The sequence below is a fragment of the Leucobacter sp. UCMA 4100 genome, assembly GCF_027853335.1.
Lineage (GTDB): Bacteria > Actinomycetota > Actinomycetes > Actinomycetales > Microbacteriaceae > Leucobacter_A.
Window position 1 is genome coordinate 1,343,665 of sequence record NZ_JAFEUS010000002.1, and the last position, 21,597, is coordinate 1,365,261.

18 protein-coding genes are annotated in these 21,597 nt (G+C 66.1%); 4 read left to right on the forward strand and 14 right to left on the reverse strand.

The features are described from left to right. Positions 1-20 precede the first annotated feature (20 nt). From JSO19_RS06355 to JSO19_RS06375, 5 genes are read right to left on the reverse strand one after another with little or no spacing between them, the layout of a single operon-like run. The gene (locus JSO19_RS06355) at positions 21-1,202 is read right to left on the reverse strand and encodes a M20 family metallopeptidase (protein WP_270910496.1); all 1,182 of its coding nucleotides are present in this window, start codon (positions 1,200-1,202) and stop codon (positions 21-23) included. After that, positions 1,195-1,938 carry a gamma-glutamyl-gamma-aminobutyrate hydrolase family protein gene (locus tag JSO19_RS06360; protein ID WP_270910498.1) on the reverse strand — a complete coding sequence of 248 codons (744 nt, stop codon included), beginning with the start codon at positions 1,936-1,938 and terminating at the stop codon, positions 1,195-1,197. Before JSO19_RS06360 ends, JSO19_RS06355 begins: the two co-directional genes overlap by 8 nt. Positions 1,939-1,962: 24 nt before the next feature. Continuing rightward, positions 1,963-3,663: a dipeptide ABC transporter ATP-binding protein gene (locus JSO19_RS06365; protein WP_270910500.1), complete on the reverse strand. Its 1,701-nt coding sequence runs from the start codon at positions 3,661-3,663 to the stop codon at positions 1,963-1,965. Further along, complete coding sequence (locus JSO19_RS06370) at positions 3,660-4,640, reverse strand: ABC transporter permease (protein ID WP_270910502.1); 981 nt, start codon at positions 4,638-4,640, stop codon at positions 3,660-3,662. Before JSO19_RS06370 ends, JSO19_RS06365 begins: the two co-directional genes overlap by 4 nt. 2 nt (positions 4,641-4,642) lie before the next feature. Further along, a complete protein-coding gene (locus JSO19_RS06375; RefSeq protein ID WP_270910504.1) occupies positions 4,643-5,602 on the reverse strand; it encodes an ABC transporter permease in 960 nt (319 codons plus the stop codon). Positions 5,603-5,929: 327 nt separating this feature from the next. On the opposite strand from JSO19_RS06375, the gene JSO19_RS06380 reads away from it, so the two are divergent. After that, positions 5,930-6,673, forward strand: a complete 744-nt coding sequence (locus JSO19_RS06380) for a FadR/GntR family transcriptional regulator (RefSeq protein ID WP_270910506.1) — start codon at positions 5,930-5,932, stop codon at positions 6,671-6,673. A 140-nt stretch (positions 6,674-6,813) separates the two neighbouring features. Here JSO19_RS06380 and JSO19_RS06385 read toward each other — a convergent pair whose 3' ends face one another. Then, entirely contained in the window at positions 6,814-7,311 is a 498-nt protein-coding gene (locus tag JSO19_RS06385; protein WP_217133088.1) for a Dps family protein, read from the reverse strand. A 222-nt stretch (positions 7,312-7,533) separates the two neighbouring features. On the opposite strand from JSO19_RS06385, the gene purB reads away from it, so the two are divergent. After that, a complete protein-coding gene (purB, locus tag JSO19_RS06390; protein WP_270910509.1) occupies positions 7,534-8,922 on the forward strand; it encodes an adenylosuccinate lyase in 1,389 nt (462 codons plus the stop codon). A gap of 435 nt (positions 8,923-9,357) precedes the next feature. Here the strand turns inward: purB and hemL are convergent, their stop codons facing one another. From hemL to hemE, 6 genes are read right to left on the reverse strand one after another with little or no spacing between them, the layout of a single operon-like run. Then, on the reverse strand, positions 9,358-10,764 hold the full coding sequence (gene hemL, locus JSO19_RS06395) for a glutamate-1-semialdehyde 2,1-aminomutase (RefSeq protein ID WP_270910511.1): 1,407 nt from the start codon (positions 10,762-10,764) through the stop codon (positions 9,358-9,360). Then, positions 10,761-11,753, reverse strand: a complete 993-nt coding sequence (gene hemB, locus JSO19_RS06400; protein WP_270910513.1) for a porphobilinogen synthase — start codon at positions 11,751-11,753, stop codon at positions 10,761-10,763. The genes hemL and hemB overlap by 4 nt, the downstream gene beginning before the upstream one ends. Before the next feature lie 34 nt (positions 11,754-11,787). Beyond that, entirely contained in the window at positions 11,788-12,657 is an 870-nt protein-coding gene (locus tag JSO19_RS06405) for a uroporphyrinogen-III synthase (RefSeq protein ID WP_270910515.1), read from the reverse strand. Next, entirely contained in the window at positions 12,654-13,697 is a 1,044-nt protein-coding gene (gene hemC / locus JSO19_RS06410) for a hydroxymethylbilane synthase (protein ID WP_270910516.1), read from the reverse strand. The genes JSO19_RS06405 and hemC overlap by 4 nt, the downstream gene beginning before the upstream one ends. Next, positions 13,694-15,154 carry a protoporphyrinogen/coproporphyrinogen oxidase gene (locus JSO19_RS06415; protein WP_270910518.1) on the reverse strand — a complete coding sequence of 487 codons (1,461 nt, stop codon included), beginning with the start codon at positions 15,152-15,154 and terminating at the stop codon, positions 13,694-13,696. Before JSO19_RS06415 ends, hemC begins: the two co-directional genes overlap by 4 nt. After that, the gene (gene hemE, locus JSO19_RS06420) at positions 15,144-16,262 is read right to left on the reverse strand and encodes a uroporphyrinogen decarboxylase (RefSeq protein WP_270910520.1); all 1,119 of its coding nucleotides are present in this window, start codon (positions 16,260-16,262) and stop codon (positions 15,144-15,146) included. Before hemE ends, JSO19_RS06415 begins: the two co-directional genes overlap by 11 nt. Positions 16,263-16,383: 121 nt before the next feature. On the opposite strand from hemE, the gene JSO19_RS06425 reads away from it, so the two are divergent. Further along, entirely contained in the window at positions 16,384-17,697 is a 1,314-nt protein-coding gene (locus JSO19_RS06425; RefSeq protein ID WP_270910522.1) for a glutamyl-tRNA reductase, read from the forward strand. A 14-nt stretch (positions 17,698-17,711) separates the two neighbouring features. On the opposite strand, the gene JSO19_RS06430 is transcribed toward JSO19_RS06425, so the two are convergent. Beyond that, positions 17,712-19,055 carry an MFS transporter gene (locus JSO19_RS06430; protein ID WP_270910523.1) on the reverse strand — a complete coding sequence of 448 codons (1,344 nt, stop codon included), beginning with the start codon at positions 19,053-19,055 and terminating at the stop codon, positions 17,712-17,714. A 101-nt stretch (positions 19,056-19,156) separates the two neighbouring features. Then, on the reverse strand, positions 19,157-20,803 hold the full coding sequence (locus JSO19_RS06435; RefSeq protein WP_270910524.1) for a class I adenylate-forming enzyme family protein: 1,647 nt from the start codon (positions 20,801-20,803) through the stop codon (positions 19,157-19,159). Between the two features lie 188 nt (positions 20,804-20,991). On the opposite strand from JSO19_RS06435, the gene JSO19_RS06440 reads away from it, so the two are divergent. Continuing rightward, the gene (locus JSO19_RS06440) at positions 20,992-21,585 is read left to right on the forward strand and encodes a TetR/AcrR family transcriptional regulator (protein WP_270910526.1); all 594 of its coding nucleotides are present in this window, start codon (positions 20,992-20,994) and stop codon (positions 21,583-21,585) included. The last annotated feature ends 12 nt before the right edge of the window (positions 21,586-21,597 follow it).

Sequence of the window (21,597 nt, forward strand, 5' to 3'; positions counted from 1 at the left end):
TGTGCAGAGCACGGTCATGGTTATTGTGTTTGCGCAAGAGGGTTCGAGCCGAGCAAACGCTCACGAACCTTTGCCGTAGTCGCGATGTCAATTGCGGTTTGTGCAAGCAAAATCGCGCCGTCGAGCGCTGCCGCGTCGCCGGCAGGGCCCGCCGCAGCTGCCGCAAACTCTGCAGTGTGCAGCGTGAGCTCGGGGTTGTTGAGCCCAATCATGGGGTGAATTGAGGGCACGACGAGCGATACGTTACCCATATCGGTTGACCCGCCGAGCGGGGCAATGTCGGCCGGGGTGCGGCCAATATGCAGCGCGTTCTCCCGGTAGAGCTCAATGAGCTCGTGATCGAGCAAGATATTCGAGTAGCAACCCTTGGTCTTCTTCTCGATGGTCACCTCGCAGGCCGCGGCGAGCGCACCGGCGTTGATGCACCGTTCGACCACCTGTGTCACCTCTTCGAGGCTGTCGAGGCTGTCGCCTCGCACCATCCACATCGCCGCCGCGGTTCCGGGTATGACGTTTGGTGCACCGCCGGCTTCGCTAATACTGCTGTGAATCTGCTGTCCCGGTTTCAACTGCTGCCGGGCAAGCCCGACCGCGGTCATGGCCACCGTGAGCGCATCGAGCGCATTCACGCCCTCGTGAGGCGCAAGCGACGCGTGCGCCTCTTTGCCGATAAAACGAACCTTGAGCCCGTTCGATGCATAAGGATTCATGCTGACGTTATCGAGCGGGGCCGGGTGCACCATAATGGCCGCATGGGTGCCCTCAAACGCACCCGCGTCAAGCAACTTGACCTTGCCCCCGCCGTTCTCTTCGGCGGGAGTGCCCAAGAGACGCACCGTCATACCGAGTTCATCGGCGAGGGGCGCGAGGGCGACAAAGGCACCAAGCGCTGCTGTCGCGATGATGTTGTGCCCGCAGCCGTGGCCGACGACAGGCAGCGCGTCATACTCTGCGCAGATCGTGAGCTTAAGCTCACCCGACCCTGCAGTCGCTTGAAACGCTGTTTCAAGACCGCCTGTGCCTGTCTGAGCAGTGACCCCTGTTAACGAGGCAACAGCGTCAACAAGCAAGGCACTCGATGCAAACTCCTGCATGCTGAGCTCTGGGTTTGCAGAGATTGTGTGGCTTACCGCGAGGAGCTCTTCTGAGCGCTCACGCACGCTCTCTTGAGCAGCCTCTTTGAGTGTGATCGCCTCACGCATGGTTCGTCACCTCCGCCCGCTTACGAATCGCAGCGGCAAAAGCCTCAAACTGCCCGTACTTCACTAGACCTGCTTCACGCTCCGCTTCGGGGTGCCATTGAACACCGATAAGCCAGCCCTGCTCTCCCTCGAAGGCTTCGACCGTGCCGTCTTCGGCTCGTGCGACAACACGCAGCCCCTCTCCCAGGTCCCTGACACACTGGTGATGTGCCGAGCGAACCATGGCCTCTGTTGCGCCGCCGAGGCTCTCGGCTACGAGGCTCTCGGGGTCAACAGTGACCCGGTGCTCAACAAAAACACTCGAGTCTGCGGCCTCAGAAATGTTGTTGTGGTGCCGGCCGCTGCCCTCAGGCAGATCTTCATACAGAGTTCCCCCGTGCGCAACGTTAATGAGCTGTGCGCCACGGCAGATCCCCATGAGCGGCAGCCCGTGTTCGAGCGCGTAGCTCACCATCCAAAAGTCGACCTCGTCTTGGTTCTGGTCAACGCCGTACACCTTCTCGGTGTGCTCGCCCCCGTAGCGAAGCGGATCAATATCACCACCGCCGGGAATGAGCACTGCGTCGATGCCGCTCACATCGGCCGAGGTGTCGCCCACGACGATGGGTGTGAGCCCGACCTCGCGAAGGCACGCGAGCACCTTCGGGTAGTTTCCCTCTTCTTTTCGTGAGCCTTCTTCGGCTACACGGTCTTCTGGTCGTCGTGGCACTGCAACAACGAACTCGCCCTCGGGCATTATTCCTCCTTTAATGAATGCGGATCAGCGCGCGGCCGAACCCTGAGCAGCTTTCCAAGCGGCTCGCTTTTGCCGTTGCACTACCGGATCAGGTACTGGGACGGCACCGATGAGCGCCTGCGTATAGGGGTCGGTGGCATGGTGAATGATCTCTGCCGTTTGGCCGAGCTCTACCAACCGCCCCTGTTTCAGCACGGCAATGCGATCTGAGAGCATTTCGACGACAGCGAGGTCGTGGCTAATAAAGAGGCAGGCGAACTGCAGTTCGTTCTGCAACTCTCGAAAGATCTCAAGTACCTTCGCCTGCACCGAAACATCGAGCGCGCTCGTCGGCTCGTCGGCGATGAGGAGCTTTGGGTCGAGAGCGAGAGCTCGGGCGATACCAACTCGTTGCCGCTGACCGCCAGAGAGCTCGTAGGGCCGCCTCGTGGCCATAGCGCGTGGAAGCTGTACCGCGTCAAGCAGTTCGAACACACGTTGCTTTCTTGCAACACGTTCTGGGTGCGCACGGTGAATGACGAGCGGCTCTTCGATAGCCTCTTCAATCGTCATGAAGGGATTGAACGACGTCGCAGGGTCCTGGAACACATAGCCCATCTGTTTAAGCAGGGTTCGCCGCCGCTTTCCCCGAAGCGAAGCGATATCTTCTCCGAGCACTCGCAAAGTACGTTTGTCAACCGGAGCAAGACCACTGATCGCCTTGCCAATCGTTGATTTGCCAGAGCCTGACTCGCCGACAAGCCCGAGCACTTCGCCCGGGGCAATGTCAAAGGTCACCTCGTGAACCGCATGGAACGATGGCTGGCGGAATCCGCCTGAATACACAACGTTCAAGCCATTCGCTGAAACGATCGCCTGCTGCTCAGCTGCACGGGTCACCGGTCTGCCCTTAGCAGCTTCTGGCGCCTCGACGACGGTCAATGCCGATCCAAGCCGCGGTACTGCCGCGAGAAGCTGCTTCGTGTACTCCTCGCGGGGCTCAGCAAACAGCTGATCGACTGGAGCTTGCTCGACAAGGTCGCCCTGATACATCACGGCCACACGGTCAGCGAGATCGGCAACGACGCCCATGTTGTGGGTAATGAGCACGATCGAGGCGCCAAACTCATCTCGACACTGCCGCAAAAGCTCAAGAATTTCAGCCTGGACCGTCACGTCGAGTGCTGTCGTCGGCTCATCAGCAATGATGACCGAAGGGCGCAACGCGAGCGCCATCGCGATCACAATGCGTTGCTTTTGCCCTCCCGAAAACTGATGTGGGTAGTAGTCAAAACGCTTCTCTGGCTCAGGAATACCGACCGCGCGTAGCATGTCGATGGCAACCCTCTTGCGCTCTTGAGCGTCACGCATACCGTGAGCACGAAGGCCCTCTTCCATTTGCCAGCCGATGCGAAACACCGGGTTCAGCGCTGACGAGGGTTCTTGGAAAATCATCGCTGCATCGTCGCCGCGAATCGTGTGCAGTTGCTCTTTCGAGGCCTCCAGGACGTCAGTGCCGCGTAAGCGAATCACGCCGCTCGCGCGGGAGTGGGCGGGAAGAAACCCCAGCACAGCCCGCGCGGTAAGAGTCTTTCCTGAACCTGACTCGCCCACAATCGCGAGAATCTCACGCTCACGAACATCGAGGGTCACATTCTTTACCGCTTCGACAACCCCATGCTGGGTGTCAATGTCAATGCGAAGCCGCTCGATCGTGAGCGGAACAGCCGGTGTGTGCGTTGTCATCGCTGCTCTCCCTTCTGTGCTGCTCGCGATGGTGCTTGTGGCGTGGCATTCTTTTTGGTCATGCGGCCAAGCACCCCGAGACGCTTTGGCCGTTGTGTTGCCCCGCGACTGTCAACGATGTCGCGCAGTCCATCTCCTAAGAGGTTGAGGGCCAAAACAGTCATCACGAGAAAGATGCTCGTAAAGATCACGATGTGCGGGGCCTGCATGATGACGTCTTTACCCTCGTTGAGCATGTTGCCCCAGCTCGCCATGGGCTGCGGCACGCCTGCTCCAAGAAAGGAAAGCGCGGCCTCGGTAATGACCGACTCTGCAAAAATAAAGGTGGCCTGCACCGCCGTCACCGAGAAGGTGTTGGGCAAGATATGTTTCACCATGACGTGAACAGGGCGTGCGCCCTGCACACGGCTTGCATCAACAAACGTGTCAGACTTCACAGCCAGCGCTCGTGATCGAACGACCCTGGCGAGTCCCGGCGTGTACACGACTGCCAACGCGATGATGAGGTTCGTCGTGCTCGGCCCGAGAGCAGCAGCAAGCGAAACCGCGAGCAGAATTCCAGGAATCGCCATCAGCCCGTCACAAATGCGCATGAGCACCTGGTCGAGCACGGTATTGAAAGCGGCGAGAACACCAATCATGGTTCCGACGACGGCACTCACGCCGCAGACGATGAGGCCCACCTTCAGCGAGGTGAGGGCACCCGAGAGTACCCGCGCGAACACGTCACGCCCAAAGCCGTCGGTGCCGAACCAGTGGGTCGATGAGGGGCCCTGCAACCTTGACGAAGGGCTCACCGAGTATGGATCGAGATGCAGCACGATGGGCAACAAGAGTGCCGCGAGACCAACAACCACGATCCACCCCAGCCCAAAAACGAAGCTGCGGTTTCGCCGCGCGCGTTTCAAGAAGGTGTCGCGCTCGGGCTCTTGGAGGGTAATGAGGTGCGTATTTGGCACGGTCAGGTGTGCGGTCATGGTTATGCCCCCTTCTTGCCACCGAGTCGCACTCTGGGGTCGACGAGACCGTAGAGCAGATCGATGAAGAGGTTGATAAAGAGGTAGAAGAAGGTGATCATGAGCACGACACCCTGAATCACCGCGTAGTCACGCCGCGAGATCGCTTGCACGAGCAGTGAGCCAATACCGGGAATATTGAAGATCGTTTCGGTGACGGCGGCACCCGTGACGAGGGTGCCGACCGTGAGGCCGACGATGGTGAGAATGGGCAAGCCCGCGTTCTTCAGCGTGTGCGTGAACAGCAGACGTACGTTGCTCACGCCACGCGACCTGGCTGCATCAATGTAGTCAGAGCTCAGCACGTCAAGCACGGCAGCCCTTGTCGTGCGGGTAATGAGCGCCGCCACAATCGCGCCGAGGGCAACACCTGGAAGAATGAGGGTTTTCATGCCCGCTGAAAAGTCGAGCATTGGGTTCACGTAACCGGCGACCGGTACCCAACGAAGCTTGACCGCAAACAGCAGCATGAGTAGCAAACCAAGCACGAATGAAGGCACCGCCATGCCGAGAAGCGTAAACGCCATGACCCCGCGGTCGAGCCCCGTGCCCCGGTACCTAGCAGCGAGCGTGCCAAGGGGAATCGCGAGAATCAGCGCCACCGTGATGGCAATCGTGGCGAGTTGCAGTGTCGGCGTAAGGTTATCGCCGATCGCGCTCAGAACTGACTTGCGCAAGAAGAACGAGTCGCCGAGATCGCCGGTCAAGACTCCACCGAGCCAGCTGAAGTACTGCGTCACGAGAGGGGCGTTCAAGCCGAGCGACTCGCGAAGAGCCTGCACCTGTTCCGGGCTCGCATCAGGGCCAAGAATCGTTCGTGCAGGGTCACCCGGTGTGAGGTAGGTGATCGAAAAGATGACAATCGAGACAACCACCACGACTGGAATAAGGCTCAATAACCGTTTGAGCACAAAGCTCGTCATCGTGCGCTCCCTCCGTTCACTCCGAACGTGGTCGCGCCTTTCGATAAGCGTTGCTGAGTCACGCGAATCTGCTCCTTTGCATAATTCCTGGCGAAAACACTGTTGGCTGGCGCAGCACCTTCCCTATCTGAGAGGGGCGGTGTAGGTTAGCTAGAAGCCTTCCCCCAACTAGTACTATGAATACTAGATGATATATTTCTAAAAAGGCAACCGTTGTTTTTGCGATCAGTTTTGGGAGCACCCTTCGCAGCACCCGAAATCTCGGGTTACGCGTTCGTTTTCCCCACGCATCGCCACTGAATCTGACTAGGGAATCGGGTGAGTGTCATGGATACACCGAATTGGAACGAGCTTTTGCAACCCGTCACCTCCGCTGGCGTCTCCGAAGCGGTCATGCGCCGGCTCGGCGAATTAATTGGCTCAGGAATGCTCAAGCCTGGCGACCGTTTACCACCCGAGGCCGAGCTAGCACAGCACTTTGACGTCGCTCCGATGACGGTGCGCAATGCTCTGCAAGTCATGCGTGACCGAGAGATACTTCGCACCACCCGCGGTCGCGGCGCCGGAACCTTCGTGCAGAGCGACATTCGAGAAAAGCTCTGGTACCAGGCAGCCGATTTTCCAACAGTCTCAGAATTCGAAGATTTCACCCGATGGCGTGAAGCTATCTCGGGAGAATGTTGCGCCATCGTTGCTGCTCAAGCAACGCCTGACGAGCTCGTCGAGATCAAAGAGCTAGCCCATGCGGTCGATGGCGAAGAACTCACACCAGACGAGTACCGATTTGCCGATGCCCGCCTGCACATTCGCATCGCCGAGCTCACCGGCTCATCACGGCTCATCACGGCCGAGCAACAAATTCAGGCATACCTTACGAGCTCACTGACCGATGAGGGGCCTCGCACTGACCCGCGCAGACTCAAAACTCAAAAACACACACACCTCATCAAGGCCATCACCGACCAAAAGCCAGAAGAGGCTCGGCAACGACTCAAGGAACACGCCCGCGCAACGTTCGACGTTATGGTCGGCGTCGGCCGCATTCGGCAGGACGAACCCGGCGAACGCTAGCTGGGTACACGCGCGTGCGTGCGGGCACCCAGCTAGCGTGCTGGGGCATACTTGCGTGCGGGCGCGTAGGTCGCGCGGCGCACACAAAAACGGCGGCCCAGAACCGAAGCTCTGGGCCGCCGCGCAAGGGGGTTGATGCGTTAGTCGTCGAGGTCGTCGAGGTGCGCGCTCAAGAACCAGCGGTCCTTGTCGAGCTCCTGCGCAACCGCGATGACGAGATCCTGGCTCACCGGGTCAATCTCGTCGAGGGCCTTGATCGCCGTCGTCGCGTCCTGGCGGGTCGCGTCGATCTGAGCGATGATCGCGCGGATCGTTGCCTTCGCGCCCTGGAAGCCAGCAGTCAGCTCGGGGGTGCGAGTCTTCTCCGCTACCTGGCCGAGGCGGCCGTCAACCGGGTGCCCGAGGGCGACCACGCGCTCGGCGAGGGTGTCAGATGCCTCGCGGGCGTGATCGACAACCTCGTCAAGAAACTCGTGGGTGCGCACAAAATTCATGCCGCGCACGTGCCAGTGGGCCTGTTTGCCGTTCACAGACAAGGCGATGAGGTCTTGAACAACCGGCTCGAGGTATCGGGTCACCTCGGCTGCCGCGCCTACGTCAGCAATGCTTCCTGGAAGAACTTCTGTCGGGGTACTCATCGTAAACCTCCACTTCATTTGGCGAGTAGGCGGCTAAAATTTCTCCACCTAGTCGGTACGTTACCCTCGCTGCCTGAGTCGCCGCAATGAACGTTCAGGGGGCTCACTGCTTGCTCTCAGGCCTCTTCATCGCCCTGTGCATAACCGGCCACCTGAGCCGCCAAACTCTGCGACAATAGAGGGGTCTTGTCCCGTTCGACCCCACGTGGAGTGTTCACCAATATGTCTGAGACCACGAGTCTTCCCCCGCAGCCCATCAGCCCCCTCGACGGGCGGTACCGCGCGGCCGTCGCTGGCCTCGGCGACTACCTCTCAGAGGCAGGCCTCAACCGTGCCCGCGTGCACGTCGAGGTCGAGTGGCTCGCGTACCTCACCGAGCACTCGCTGCTGGGCGGCTCGCCCATGGGAGCCGAGCAGCTCGCGTCGCTGCGCGAGTGGGCAGCGCAGTTCGGCCAGGCCGAGATTGACGAGCTCGCCGAGACCGAGCGCGTCACGCAGCACGACGTGAAGGCCGTCGAGTACCTCGTGCGCGCCCGCCTCGAGCAGCAGGGCCTCGGCCAGTTCGCCGAGCTCACCCACGTGTGCTGCACGAGCGAAGACATCAATAACCTCTCGTACGCCCTCACCGTGAAGCACTCGATCGAACAAGTGTGGATCCCCCGCTTCGAGACCGTCATCGACGAACTCACGCGCCAAGCCCGCGAGTACCAAGAGCTCCCCATGATGAGCCGCACGCACGGCCAGCCCGCGACCCCCACGACGCTCGGCAAGGAGCTCGCGGTATTCGTGCACCGCCTGCGCCGCCAGCTCGACCAGATTCGCGAGATTCCGTACTACGGCAAGTTCTCGGGTGCGACGGGTACGTTCGCGGCGCACCTCGCGGCCGATCCACACGCCGATTGGCCCGCGATCTCGCGCGACTTCGTCGAGGGCCTCGGCCTCACGTTCAACCCGCTCACCACCCAGATCGAATCGCACGACTGGCAGGCCGAGCTGTTCACGCGCATTGCGCACGCGAACCGCATTCTGCACAACCTCGCGACCGACATTTGGAGCTACATCTCAATCGGCTACTTCAGGCAGATTCCTGTCGAGGGCGCAACCGGCTCATCGACCATGCCGCACAAGGTCAACCCGATTCGCTTCGAAAACGCCGAGGCAAACCTCGAGCTGTCGAACGCGATTCTCGACTCACTCGCCGCAACCCTCGTGACGAGCCGCTGGCAGCGCGACCTCACCGACTCGTCGGCGCAGCGCAACATCGGCGTCGGCATAGGCCACTCGGTGCTCGCGCTCGACAACATTCGTAAGGGCCTCGGCCAGATCGACGCCGCACCCGAGGTGCTCGCGTCCGACCTCGACGCCAACTGGGAGGTACTCGGCGAGGCGATTCAGACCGTGATTCGCGCCGAGGTCACCGCCGGCCGCTCAACCATCAGCGACCCCTACGCCGCCCTCAAAGAACTCACCCGCGGCCGCCGCATCGGCCAGGCCGAACTCATCGAGTTCGTGAGCGGCCTCGACATCGGCGCCGAAGCCAAGGAGCGCCTGCTCGCGCTCACCCCCGCGACCTACACGGGCGTCGCTGCGGCGCTCGTCGACCGCGTGTAGCGCGGCGCCCGCGCCCCGCGCGCCCTCGCTAGAGCGCCCTCACCCGCGCGCACTCGGTATTCGGCACTCGCTGCCCCGCCCCGCCCTCGCCCGCGTCCCACCCCGGCCCACCGGCCTGGGCTGTGGCGCGGGCGTTTGCGTTTTGGGGTGCGGGCAGGGTCACGGCCTGGGGAGCGGTCAGGGCGCCTCGGCGGGCCCGTTCTGGCGCAATCTGACACTCTTCTCTGCGCGATCCGCCCCCATCCAGCAAATTGTTTGCACTTTTCGGACCAAAACACCCTAAAACGGCCCAAAAGTGCAAACAATTTGGTGCGGCAGGGTGAATTCGGGAGGAATCAGCCCTGGACCGGGCCAAGCCAGGCAAAACCGGGCTGGCCCAGCCGTGGGAGGGGCGGGCCAGCCGCGAGACCGCGAGAGCGCGGGCCGCGGCGCGGGTCAGGCGCGAGCCGCGGCGCGGGCGGCAGAGGGCAGGGCCTCCGCGATCCGCGAAAGGATTGCTTCGTCGTGGGCCGCGCTCACAAACCACGTCTCGAAGGGGCTCGGCGGCAGGTGCACGCCGCCGTCGAGCATCGCGTGGAAGAACGCCCGGTGCTGTGCCACGTTCTGGCCGAGCACGTCATCGTAGGTTCGCGGGGCGTCATCGAAGTCGCCGAAGAGTACGCTCATGAGGGTTCCGGCGCGCTGCACCCGGTGTGCGACCCCGGCCTCGGCGAGGGCGCCGCTCACCTCACCCGCGAGGGTGTCGGCGGCAAAGGTGAGCCGCTCGTACGCAGCAGCATCGGCGGCGCGCAGCGTGGTGAGGCCGGCGGTGACGGCGAGGGGGTTGCCTGAGAGGGTTCCGCCTTGGTAGACCGGTCCGAGCGGGGCGAGCAGGTTCATGAGTTCGGCGCGGCCGGCGACCGCCGCGATCGGAAGGCCGCCGCCGATCACCTTGCCGAAGGTGAAGAGGTCGGGCCGCAGCCCGCCCGCGTCAGCCCCAGCCCCGGCACCCGCGTCGGCACCGGCACCAGCACCAGCAGCACCACCCTGCACGGCCTCCCGCTCAAGCCCCCAGTAGCCGCCAGGGCCCGCCCGGAAGCCAGTGAGCACCTCGTCGGTGATGACGAGCGCGCCGTTTGCGTGGGCGAGGCGCAGCAGGCCCTCGGTGAAGCCCGGCTCAGGGGGCAGCACGCCCATGTTGGCGGCGGCCGACTCGGTGATGACGGCGGCGATCTGGCCCTCGTGGCGGGCGAAGGCCTCCTCGAGAGCCGGGAGGTCGTTGTAGTCGAGCACGAGGGTTTGGGCGGCGGTGGCCTCGGTCACGCCGGCCGAGCCGGGCAGGCCGAAGGTCGCAAGCCCCGAGCCGGCAGCGGCGAGCAGCCCGTCGGAGTGCCCGTGGTAGTGCCCCGCAAACTTGATGATGAGGGGGCGTCCGGTGTGGCCTCGGGCGATGCGGATCGCGGTCATCGTCGCCTCAGTTCCCGTCGAAACGAGGCGTACTCGCTCGGCTTCGAGCACTCGCTCGATGATCGCCTCGGCGAGTTCGGCTTCCTCGGGCACCGAGGCACCGAAGCCAAAGCCACGCGCCGCAGCCCGTTGCACCGCGTCAACGACCTCGGGTACGGCGTGGCCGAGCAGGGCCGGGCCCCACGCACCGATGAGGTCGACGTACTCGTTGCCCTCGACGTCGGTCACGATGGCACCGCGTCCGCCGGTGAGGAAGCGTGGGGTTCCGCCGACAGATCCGAAGGCTCGTACGGGTGAGTTCACGCCGCCGGGAATGACGCGCGCCGCTTTCTCGGCGAGCACGGCGTTATCGGCGACGGGAGCGCCGCCAGCAGCAGGGTTCAGGGTGTTGGTCATGATGGGTTGCTCGCAATCTCGGTGGCGAAGTAGGTCAGGATGGCGTCGGCGCCTGCGCGCTTGATGCTCACGAGCGATTCTTCGATGGCGGCACGGCGGTTGATCCACCCGTTGGCCGCGGCGGCCTCGATCATGGCCGCCTCGCCCGACACCTGGTAGGCCCACACAGGCACGGGGCTCTCGGCGGCGACGTCTGAGAGCACGTCGAGGTAGCTCATGGCGGGTTTCACCATGACGACCTCGGCGCCCTCGGCGATGTCGAGCTGCGCCTCGCGCAGGCCCTCGCGGCGGTTGGCCGGATCCATCTGGTAGCTGCGACGGTCGCCCGTGAGCTGCGAGTCGACGGCCTCGCGAAAGGGGCCGTAGAACGCCGAGGCGTACTTGGCGGAGTAGGCGAGCACGGCGGTGTCGTGGTGGCCGGCGGCATCGAGCATGTCGCGCACGGCGGCAACCTGCCCGTCCATCATGCCCGAGAGTCCGAGCAGTTGTGAGCCGGCCTCGGCCTGTGCGAGGGCCATCGACCGGTAGCGTTCGAGCGTCGCGTCATTATCGACGCGGGGTTGACCCGCAGCGGATCGCCCCTGATCACTCAGCACGCCACAGTGTCCGTGGTCGGTGAACTCGTCGAGGCACAGGTCGGTCTGCACGACGAGCGCGTCGCCGACCTCGCTCGCGACGGCACGGGTCGCGAGGTTCAAAATGCCGTCGGGGTCATCGGCCGCGCTGCCCAGGGCGTCGCGCGTCTCGGGAACGCCGAAGAGCATGACGCCGCCGACGCCCGCTTCGGCGGCCTCGGCTGCGGCTGCGCGAAGGGAGTCAAGCGTGTGCTGCATGACGCCCGGCATTGAGGTGATGGGACGCGGCTCGTGGATCCCTTCGCGCACGAAGAGCGGCAGCACGAGTTCGCCCGGGTGCAGCCGGGTCTCGGTGGCGAGGCGGCGCAGCGCCGGGGTGGCGCGCAGGCGCCTCGGTCGATTGGTCAGGGTCATCAGGTCTCCTTGCGGTTGCATTGCGGCACCTTCTTCACGATGGTTTGCTGGTTTCGGTGAGCCTCGCGAGCGCCGTCACCGTGCCTGAGGCGGTGTGCTGGCGGGCGACGACGGCGGGCGGCATGCCGAGGCTTCTGAGTTCTCTTGCGGTGGGTTCGCCGATCGCTGCGAGGCGCGCATGCTCGTGGAGCGTCGGGAAGCGTGCGGCGAGCGCCCTCGCTGCCGAGGCGCTCAGCACGAGCGCGGCGTCGATCGAGGGGGCGAGGGCCGCATCAGCCTCGGGGTCTCCCGCGACGGGGCTGGTGCGGTAGGCGTCGATCCGCTCGGGGCGGTGACCGGCAGCGATGAGCCCGGTTTCAAGCGTGGTGTCGGCGATCGCCGAGAGGGGCAGCAGCACGCTCGCTCTGCCGTCGGGGGCTGGCCAGCTCATGAGTTTCGCGACGAGTGCCCTCGCGAGACTCTCGCCGGTAAAGCGTTCGGGTTCGAGGTCGACGCAGAAGCCGAGTGACTCGAGGGCTGCGGTCGTGGTGCTTCCGACTGAGGCGATGCGGCCGCCGCTCGGCGTTGCCCCTGCTCGCGCGAAGGCCTGGGCGCCTCGCACGCTCGTGATGGCAGCCCAGTCGTAGGCGCCAGCGTTCCAGCGATCGATCGCGGCGGCGAAGGCCGCCTCGTCGGCCGGAGGCGTGTGCTCGATGAGCGGAACCATGACGGGCTCACCGCCGAGGCTCAGAACGAGCTCAGCGAGGTGATCGCCGCGGGCTTCGGCGCGCGGCACGAGCACCCGCTGGCCCGCGAGTGCGCCCTCAAGCGAGCCGCCGTGGGAGCCGCCGTGCGGGCCCGCGTGCAAGCCACCGTGGGAACCCCCGGGAGGCCCACCGTGGGTGTGGCGATCGGGGGCACTCACCGCGTCGCCCCGAGGGGTGCGAGTTCGGCGGCGCCCTGATCAAGCAGCTGTTTCGCGACGCTCGCGCCGAGCTCGTGAGCCGTGCGATCGGTGAGGCTTGAGCGGTAGCGCGCGTCGCGATCCGCCTCGGGTGACGCGAGGGGAGAACGTTCGACGGCCATCAGCTGCTCCTGCCCGTCGAGGCGGTACACGGTCGCGCTCAGCGTGAGCTCGCCGTTCGCGGCCACGGCCGTTGCGCCGATCGGGGCCGCGCACCCTGCCTCGAGCGTTGCGAGCAGGGCGCGTTCGGCGAGCGCCTCGGCGCGGGCAGCGGGGTCGTTGAGGGCGACGAGCGCGTCGTGCAGCGGCCCCGTCTCGGTTTCGGCGCTGCGCACCTCGATCGCGAGCGCGCCCTGGCCCGGGGCGGGCGGGGCGACGTCGAGCGAGAAGCGCTCAGAGATGGCGGCGTCGCGACCAATGCGGTCGAGGCCGGCGGCGGCAAGCACGACCGCGTCAAGGTCGGTTCCGACCCGGCCAAGCCGCGTGTCAACGTTGCCGCGCAGGTCGCTGACCTGCAGGTCGGGGCGGCGGGAGAGCAGCTGGGCTGCGCGGCGGGGGGAGCCGGTGCCGACGAGCGCGCCCTCGGGAAGCGTCTCGAGGGTGAGCCCGTCGCGAGCGCACAGGGCGTCGCGCGCATCGGCACGCTCGGGAATCGCGCCGAGGGTGATGCCCTCGCAGGGCCCCGTCGGGAGGTCTTTGAGCGAGTGCACCGCGACGTCGCACTCGCCGGCGAGCAGGGCGTCACGCAGGGCGCTCACGAACACGCCGGTTCCGCCGAGCTGGGCGAGCGGGGCACGCGACACGTCACCCTTCGTGGTGACGATGACGAGCACGACGTCGAGGCCCGTCGCACGGGCAATCGTCTCGGCGACAGTCGTGGTCTGCGACACCGCGAGCACGCTGCCCCTCGTGCCCACCCTGATGATGCCGGGAGCGGCCTCGACGGGGCCCTCAGCCCTCGTCACGCTCGCGGTGCGCTCGGTCTGCTTCGTTTCGGTCATGCTGGTCGCACCGTGCTTTCTTGCTGTGGGGTCGATGAGGGATCGGTCGGGTGGAGGGGCGCAAGCCGCCCCAGGAGGTCGTTCGCCGCGCCGCGGGCACCCGCGACAACCGAGGCGAGGCCGGTGCCGTGCACCCAGTCTCCCGCGAGGGCCACCGTCGCCGGGGTCTGCGGCTCGGGCCGGGCGCCGGGAGGCGGGCTCACCGACCAGGGCTGCCTGACCGCGTCGGCAAGCGAGTCGGGAGCGAGCTCAATACCGAGCAGCAGGCTCGCGTCGCGCAGGGCGAGCGCAAAGGCGTCGGCGTCGGCGAGCGCTGCCGTCTCTGGAGCGCTGCCCGTGCGGCCGTACGAGAGGCGCAGCACGTGCTCGCCGGGGCCGCGCACCACCGCGCGATCGGGCCACTTCGCCGTCGCGTGCGTGAGCGCCTTCGCGGTCACCCGCGGATCGCCGGGCGCGACGAGCACGCCGGTGCCGCGGGGAGCCCCGTCGAGCCGTTCGTCATGCACCGCGAGGGCAATGACCTCGATATCGCTCGGCGCGGGGGCCGCATCGCCCGGGCCACCGAGCAGCCCGCCGAGCAAATCGCGCGCCGCCCGCTCCGGGGCCGCGATGACCACGGCATCGGCGCTCGCGAGGCACGAGCCCTCGGCGTCGTGCACCTGCCAGCTCGGCTCGGTGTCAAACGGCGGCACGAGCGCAACCACCTGCGTGCCGCGCACGATCTCGCAGCCGCGACCGAGCAGGTCAGCCTCGAGGGCAGCGACGAGCGGGGTCATGCCTCCCTCGAGGGCAGCGACGGCCCCTCCCGCGGCCGAACTCGCGGCACGGAGCTCACGGGCTGCACCCACGAGTGATCCGCTGCGCTCGAAAGCCTCGCGAAGCCCGGGAACCTGCGCGATCCGCAGCTCGGTCGGGTCGGTCGAGTAGACCCCCAGCGCGATCGGGCGCACGAGCCGCTCGAGCACGCGTGCCCCGAGACGCTCGGTCACGAGGGCCGCGACCGTCGTTTCGTCGTTCGTGGGGGTGGCCAGGCGGCGAAGGGGTTCGAGCGCGGCGCGCAGCGCGGCCCCAAAGCCGAGCACGCGTCGTGACTCAGCGTTCATGGGGCTCGCAGGAATGCCGAGCGCGCCGCCCTTCGGCAACGGCCTGGCGACACCCTCGGCGTACACCCACGAGCCGAGCGGCGCCGGCGAAACCACCCGCTGGGCGAGCCCCAGCTCGGTGATGAGGCGCTGCACCCCGCCCCCGCGGGTCGCGAACGCCTCGGCGCCAACATCGACCGCGTGGCCGTGAAGGGGCGCCGATGCGACCCGGCCGCCGAGCTGCCAGCCCGCTTCAATGAGCGTGACGGCCGCGCCGCCAAGGCTCAGCTCTCTGGCCGCAACGAGACCCGCGACGCCTCCGCCCACAACGACAATGCACTGTGGGCTGGTGTCGCGGGTCTCGCTAGAAGGCATGCGCGAGCTCGACGATGCGGGTGAGCACGGCCGGGTCGGTTTCGGGAGGGACCCCGTGGCCAAGGTTGAGAATATGGGCGGGGGCGTGCTGCCCGCGCGTGAGCACGTCGGCGAGGTGTGCCTCGAGGGCCTCGTCGGGGGCACCAAGCAGAGCCGGGTCGAGGTTGCCCTGCAGCGGCATCTCAGAGCCGAGACGCTCGCTCGCCTCGTCGAGCGGAATGCGCCAGTCGACGCCAACGGCGTCTGGGCCGAGCTCGGCGAGCGCCTCGAGCAGGTGCCCCGAGCCGACCGCAAAGTGGATCACGGGTACCTGAAGCGCCACGTCGGCGTAGCCGTGCCAGCCCGGGTGGTGAAAGCCCAGTTGCCTCACGAGCGAGAGCGCGCGGGCCGAGGCCGGGGCCACGTGTTCGCGGTAGTCGTTCACGCTGAGCGAGCCTGCCCACGAGTCGAAGAGCTGCACGGCGCTCGCGCCAGCCTCAACCTGGGCCTCGAGAAACACGGCGCTGAGGTCGGCGACCCACTCGAGCAGGTCGCGCCACACCTCTGGCTCGCTCTGCATGAGCGTGCGCGCGCGCAGGTGCTCGCGTGACGGGCCTCCCTCGACGAGATAGGCCGCGAGGGTGAAGGGGGCGCCGGCGAAGCCCACGAGCGGCGTCTCGCCAAGCTCGGCGACCGTGAGTCTCACGGCCTCGCGCACGGGTTCGAGGGCCTCGCGCAGGCGCTCGGGAGTGTAGGTCGCGCGGAAGTGCTCGACGTCGGCCGCGGTGCGCACGGGGTGGGCAAAGACGGGGCCCTTGCCAGCCACGAGGTCAACCTCGACCCCGGCGAGCAAGAGGGGCACGACGATGTCGCTAAAAAACACCGCGGCGTCGACTCCGTGCCTGCGCACGGGCTGCAGCGTGATCTCGCTCGCGAGCGCGGGGTCAAGACATGCATCGAGCATTCGGGTTTCTTGGCGCAGCGCGCGGTACTCTGGCAACGAACGGCCTGCCTGGCGCATAAACCAGACGGGAACGCGCTCTGGGCGGTCGCCGCGCAGCGCGCGCACGAGCGGGGCATCGCTGGTGACACCGGTCACGAGCGGGTGGGTTTCACTCAAAAGTCTCATCGCACCAGATGCTAACGCATAGATCTGATGTATCAGATCAGATGTATTCAGGTTCGAGTGATTTGCTTGACGTATTCACTGACACGCGACCCACCGAACCACCCCGGAGCACCCGCGACCCATGCTTACCTCACTGTCATTCACGCTTGAGCGCACCCCCTTTGAAACGCTCGAGCACCTCTCGCGTCACCACGAGAGCATCAGCGACGCCTTCGACGACCCCTCACTCACCCAGGGCTCGGTCGTGCTCAGCACCTGCAATCGCTTTGAGATTTACGCCGACACCGGCGCGGGGCAGGAGCAGGCGCTCCTCACGAGACTCTCGCGCGTGACCGGCCTCGACGCCGAGACACTCGGCGCGGCAGCCGACGCAAAAGCGGGCCGCGAAACGGCAGAGCACCTCTTTGCCGTCGCCTCGGGCCTCGAGTCGGCCGTCGTTGGCGAGGGCGAAATCGCGGGCCAGGTGCGCCGAGCCCACGACGACGCCAGGCAGCGAGCGACGCTCACGCACGACCTCGAGCACCTCTTTCGCACCGCGACCCGCACCTCACGCGAGGTCGGGCACCGCACCGAGATTCGCTCGGCGGGCCGCTCACTCGTGCGCCTTTCGCTGCGCATGGCCGAGGCACGGGTGCCCGACTGGCAGGAGGCCCGCGTGCTGCTCATCGGCACGGGCGCCTACGCCGGCGCGACCGTCACCGCGCTGCAGGCCCGCGGCGTCACCCAGCTGCGCGTCTTCTCACCTTCTGGCCGGGCCGAGGGCTACGCCGCCGAGCGCGGCCTCGAGGCCGTTGCTCAGGGCGAGCTGCAGGCGGAGCTCAAGGCCGCCGACCTCGTCATCGCGTGCAGCAGGGCCGACGACCCCGTGCTCACCGCCGACCTTGTGCGCGAGGCACTCGAAGCCGAACGCCGCCGCGAGCTCCTGCTCATCGATCTCGGGTTGCCCCGAAACATCGACCCGCTCGTCGCCGAGCTTCCCGGCGCCTGGCTGCTCGACCTCGAGACCATCAGCAAGCACGCCCCCGTGACCGAGCTGAGCGCCGAGGCCGAAGCACTCGAGATCGTTCGCACAGCCGCCGCCGAGTTCAGCGCATCGCAGGCCGAGCGCGAGGCGCTTCCCGCCCTGCTCGCCCTGCGCACCCACGTCGCCGGCATTCTCGAAGACGAGCTGTGCCGCGCCCGAAAGGCGACGGCGCAGCTCGCGCCCGAGGCGCCGAACGGCAGCGAGGCCACGGCCGAGGGCGACCCGCTCGGCAACACCTCATCGGCCGAGATCGAGGCCGCCCTGCGCCGCTTCTCGGGCAAGCTGCTGCACCTACCTATGACCCGCATCAGAACCCTCGGGCGAGAGGGCCGCGTGAACGACGCCGCGGCAGCGCTCGAAACCCTCTTCGGCATCGACGCGCTGCCGTCTGATGACGGGAGCGGGGTCTAGGGCGGGATCCGCCGCTATACCTTGCTCAGGTCGATACCGCGGGTCTCGGGCAGGCGCGTGACCGCGAAGAAGGTCACGCAGCACAGCACGATCACGTACACGCTCGAGAGCCAGCCGAGATCGAGGCTGTTGAACAACTGGTTGAGGTACGGCGCCGATCCACCGAACACCGCGACCGAGAAGCCGTAGGCGATGCCGATGTTGCGGGTACGGGTGGCGGTCGGGAAAATCTCTGACATGTAGCTCGACAGCAGGCAGCCCGCGGCGCCGACGATGAGCAGTGCGACCGCCGAGGCGACAAACAGGGTCCACGCCTGATCGTTAATGAGGCTCATGAGCGGGAACTGCGCGATGGCCATCGCGATCGCGAAGCCGTACAGCATCGGTTTGCGGCCGATGCGGTCTGAGAGCTTGCCCCAGAACGGCAGCGCCACGCAGGCGATCACCTGCGCGAGCACGATGGCCCAGTAGGCCGACTGCGTCGGCATGCCCCGCTCGACAATCGCGTAGGTCGAAACGTACGAGCTCCAGGTGTAGTGCGCCGCGGTGATGCCCGTGACCATCGCGATGAGCAGCAGGACCGAGCGCAGCTGGCTCTTCGGGCGGCCAGCGATCGCGGTCGCGGTGTGCTGGGTCGCGGGGGTTCCGTCGTCTTCGAGCAGCGCCTCAACGGCCTCTTCGGCAAAGACCTCAGACTCGATCATGCCGCGTCGCAGCCAGAGCGCCACGACGGCGAGCACGGCACCCAGCAGAAACGGAATGCGCCAGCCCCACGCCGCAACCGCCGACTCATCGAGCACGTTCGTGATCGCGCCGCCGAGCGAGTAGGCGATGATCGTGCCGCCAAAGATCGCGATAAACACGACACTGCCCCACTGTCCGCGCTTGTGCCTCGGGGCGATCTCGGCGACGTACGAGTTGGCGGTGGCCGACTCGCCGCCGTGGGCGAAGCCCTGAATCATGCGGGCGACGAGCAGCCCGACCGAGGCCCAGATGCCGATCTGCGCGTACGAGGGCATGAGGCCAATCGCGACCGAGGCGATCGCCATCGAGAGCATCGTCGTGACGAGCACGAACTTGCGGCCCTTGCGGTCGGCGATGACGCCGAACACGAGGCCGCCGAGGGGCCGCATGAGAAAGCCGACCGCAAACACCGCGAAGGTCGCGAGCAGTGCCGAGACCGGGTTCTCTGGATTAAACATCATCGCGGCAATGAACGGCGCGAACACGGCGTAGGCGCTCCACTCATACCACTCGAGCACCTGCCCGACGCTGCTCGCGATCATCGACTTTTTATGTGCAGCACTCACGGTGTGCTTGGCTGAGGGCTCGCGCACCTCGGTTGAAACGGTTGTCACTGAACTGCTCCTTTGCAATCGTTGACGGTGGCGCACCTCGTTGTGCACTCCACATGGTGTTCGGTTGATCGTGCGGGGCTCCCTTCGCCCTGCACGCGTGGTCACTCGCGCAGCGCGAGACGTTGGATCTTTCCGGTTGCCGTTTTCGGTAGGTCGGGCAAAATGTGCACCTCGCGCGGGGTCTTGTAGCTCGCGAGCCTGGCCTTGACGTGCGCCTGAATCTCGGCTTCTTCGGCCCTGGCGTCCGACTGCAGCGAGACGAAGGCGATGACCTCTTCGCCGCTGTACGGGTGTGGCCGGCCAATCACGGCAGCCTCCCGCACCGCCTCGTGCTCGTACAGCACGTCTTCGACCTCGCGCGGCCACACCTTGTAACCCGACACGTTGATTTGGTCTTTCTTGCGGTCAATGAGGTACACCCACCCCGCCTCGTCGATGCAGGCAATGTCGCCCGTGCGCAGCCAGCCGTCAACGATCGTCTCAGCCGTGGCCTCTGGCTTATTGAGGTACTCGGCCGTGACGCTCGGGCCCTTGATCTCGAGCTCACCGAGCTCGCCGGCCTGCGCGATGCGCCCCGCGCTTTCGCGAACGCGCACCCGCACGCCGGGAAGCGCCACCCCGATCGCGAGCGTTTGCGTGGCCTCGTCGATCGGGGCCTCACGGTCGCGCGGCACCGCGATGCACGCCGAAGCGGTCTCGGTCATGCCGTAGATGTTGCGAATGTAGTGGCCGAAGCGCTCGGCAAAGCGCTCGACCGTGCGCGGCGGCACGGGTGCGCCGCCCGAGAACACGGTGCGCAGTGAGCGCAGTTCGCGGGCGCCCCCGTGCGGCAGGTCGAGCAGCGCGTTGTAGGCCGTGATCGAACCACAAATATGGTGGATCCCGTAGTCGTCAATCGCCTCAAGAAAGTACTCCGGCTTCAGCCGGCCGATAAACACGAGTTCGGCGCCCGAGACGAGCGCCATGACGCCCGTCGCGACGGCGCCGGTGATGTGAAAGAGCGGTGCGACGGCAAGCACCCGCTCGCCCTGCTGAACACCGAGCCACTGCCTGGTCGCTTCTGCCGTCGCGAGCAGGTTGCGGTGCGTCGCGACCGCGCCCTTCGGCGCACCCGTCGTGCCCGAGGTGTAGGTAAGCAGGGCGGGGCTTGCGGCGTTCACGTGCGCCGGCGCAGGCTTCGCGCCACGGTTTCGTTCGATGAGCCCGAAGAGGTCGGTCTCAGGCAGCGCCCCCTCGACTGGCCTGCCAAGCTCGCCTGGGCGACGCCCCTGACGGCCCTGCACCTCGTACTCGCGCGTCGTGAGCACCCAGCCCGGGGCGAGCTCGCCGAGTTCGCGCATCGTCTGCTCAATGGTGCCCTCGGCCCCGATCACACCCACGGGCTCAGCGTCGGCGAGGATCGTGCTGAGCTCGCGCTGCTTGTACATCGGATTGAGCACGAGCGCCACGGCACCGATGCGCCAGAGGGCGAGCTCTACGAGCGAGAACTGCGGAATGTTTTGCAGCTGAATGCCGACGACATCGCCCTGGCCCACGCCGAGGCCCTGCAGCCCCGCCGCGAGCGCATCGGCGGTCTCGTCGACCGTCCTGGCCGAGTACTCGGCCTCGAAGTATCTGAGCGCAGCACCCTCGGGGTCGCGCTTCACGCGCTTCGCCCAGGCCTCGGTGAGCGTTTCGTGGGCAATGTCGAGCCCCGGCGTGACGTGCTCGGGGTACCACTGATGCCAGCGTTCCAGAGTTTCGATCATCCTTGATCCTTCTCGGTGCAACCAATACGTGCGCGGGGGAATCAGGCCCCCGACTTCCCTCCCGACCGATCACTCGCTCGGTACAGGTAATATAACCACGCTTTGCGCGAGAGAGCAAGCCCCCACTGCACAAAAGCCCTCGCCTGGCGCAGTTGCGCAATTCGGCCCGGCGTGCAATTCTGGCACACATGACCGACCCCCATTTTCCGCAGCCAATCGTCTTCGACACCTGCTGCAACGCCGCTCTCACCTGCTTCGCGAAGAACGGCTTTCACGGCACCTCGATTCGCGAAATCGCGAGCGAGGCGGGCCTGTCGGTTCCCGGCCTCTACCACCACTACCCCTCGAAGGCGGCGCTGCTCGAGAAGCTCTGCGAGATCTCGATGATCGAGCTGCACACCGCCCTCGTGAAGGCGCGCGACGCGGCGACGACCACACTCGAACGCTTCGACAACCTCGTCGCCTGCCTGCTCGAGTTTCACGCCGAGTTCGGCGCCGTCGCCTTCGTGACCTACAGCGAAATTCGCTCCCTCAAGCCAGGCCCCCGAGAGGCGCACATTGAGGCGCGCAGGGGCGTGCAACAGTTCATCACCGACGCGGTCGTCGACGGCACGGCCGAGGGCATCTTCCAGGCCGAAGAGCCCCGCCACGTGGCACGCGCGATCACCCACATTTGCCTCGGCGTCGCACAGTGGTTTCGGCCAAGTGGCGAGCTCAGCGTCGACGAGCTCGTGGCGGTGTACACCGAGATTTGCCGCGACACCGCGCGCTTCGTTCGGTAGCGCGCGGCGCCG

What these genes read in the sequence shown, in the direction of transcription:
- JSO19_RS06355 (WP_270910496.1), bottom strand. Translation starts at nt 1,202, where the DNA reads ATGCGTGAGGCGATCACACTCAAAGAGGCTGCTCAAGAGAGCGTGCGT.
- JSO19_RS06360 (WP_270910498.1), bottom strand. Translation starts at nt 1,938, where the DNA reads ATGCCCGAGGGCGAGTTCGTTGTTGCAGTGCCACGACGACCAGAAGAC.
- JSO19_RS06365 (WP_270910500.1), bottom strand. Translation starts at nt 3,663, where the DNA reads ATGACAACGCACACACCGGCTGTTCCGCTCACGATCGAGCGGCTTCGC.
- JSO19_RS06370 (WP_270910502.1), bottom strand. Translation starts at nt 4,640, where the DNA reads ATGACCGCACACCTGACCGTGCCAAATACGCACCTCATTACCCTCCAA.
- JSO19_RS06375 (WP_270910504.1), bottom strand. Translation starts at nt 5,602, where the DNA reads ATGACGAGCTTTGTGCTCAAACGGTTATTGAGCCTTATTCCAGTCGTG.
- JSO19_RS06380 (WP_270910506.1), top strand. Translation starts at nt 5,930, where the DNA reads ATGGATACACCGAATTGGAACGAGCTTTTGCAACCCGTCACCTCCGCT.
- JSO19_RS06385 (WP_217133088.1), bottom strand. Translation starts at nt 7,311, where the DNA reads ATGAGTACCCCGACAGAAGTTCTTCCAGGAAGCATTGCTGACGTAGGC.
- purB (WP_270910509.1), top strand. Translation starts at nt 7,534, where the DNA reads ATGTCTGAGACCACGAGTCTTCCCCCGCAGCCCATCAGCCCCCTCGAC.
- hemL (WP_270910511.1), bottom strand. Translation starts at nt 10,764, where the DNA reads ATGACCAACACCCTGAACCCTGCTGCTGGCGGCGCTCCCGTCGCCGAT.
- hemB (WP_270910513.1), bottom strand. Translation starts at nt 11,753, where the DNA reads ATGACCCTGACCAATCGACCGAGGCGCCTGCGCGCCACCCCGGCGCTG.
- hemC (WP_270910516.1), bottom strand. Translation starts at nt 13,697, where the DNA reads ATGACCGAAACGAAGCAGACCGAGCGCACCGCGAGCGTGACGAGGGCT.
- JSO19_RS06415 (WP_270910518.1), bottom strand. Translation starts at nt 15,154, where the DNA reads ATGCCTTCTAGCGAGACCCGCGACACCAGCCCACAGTGCATTGTCGTT.
- hemE (WP_270910520.1), bottom strand. Translation starts at nt 16,262, where the DNA reads ATGAGACTTTTGAGTGAAACCCACCCGCTCGTGACCGGTGTCACCAGC.
- JSO19_RS06425 (WP_270910522.1), top strand. Translation starts at nt 16,384, where the DNA reads ATGCTTACCTCACTGTCATTCACGCTTGAGCGCACCCCCTTTGAAACG.
- JSO19_RS06435 (WP_270910524.1), bottom strand. Translation starts at nt 20,803, where the DNA reads ATGATCGAAACTCTGGAACGCTGGCATCAGTGGTACCCCGAGCACGTC.
- JSO19_RS06440 (WP_270910526.1), top strand. Translation starts at nt 20,992, where the DNA reads ATGACCGACCCCCATTTTCCGCAGCCAATCGTCTTCGACACCTGCTGC.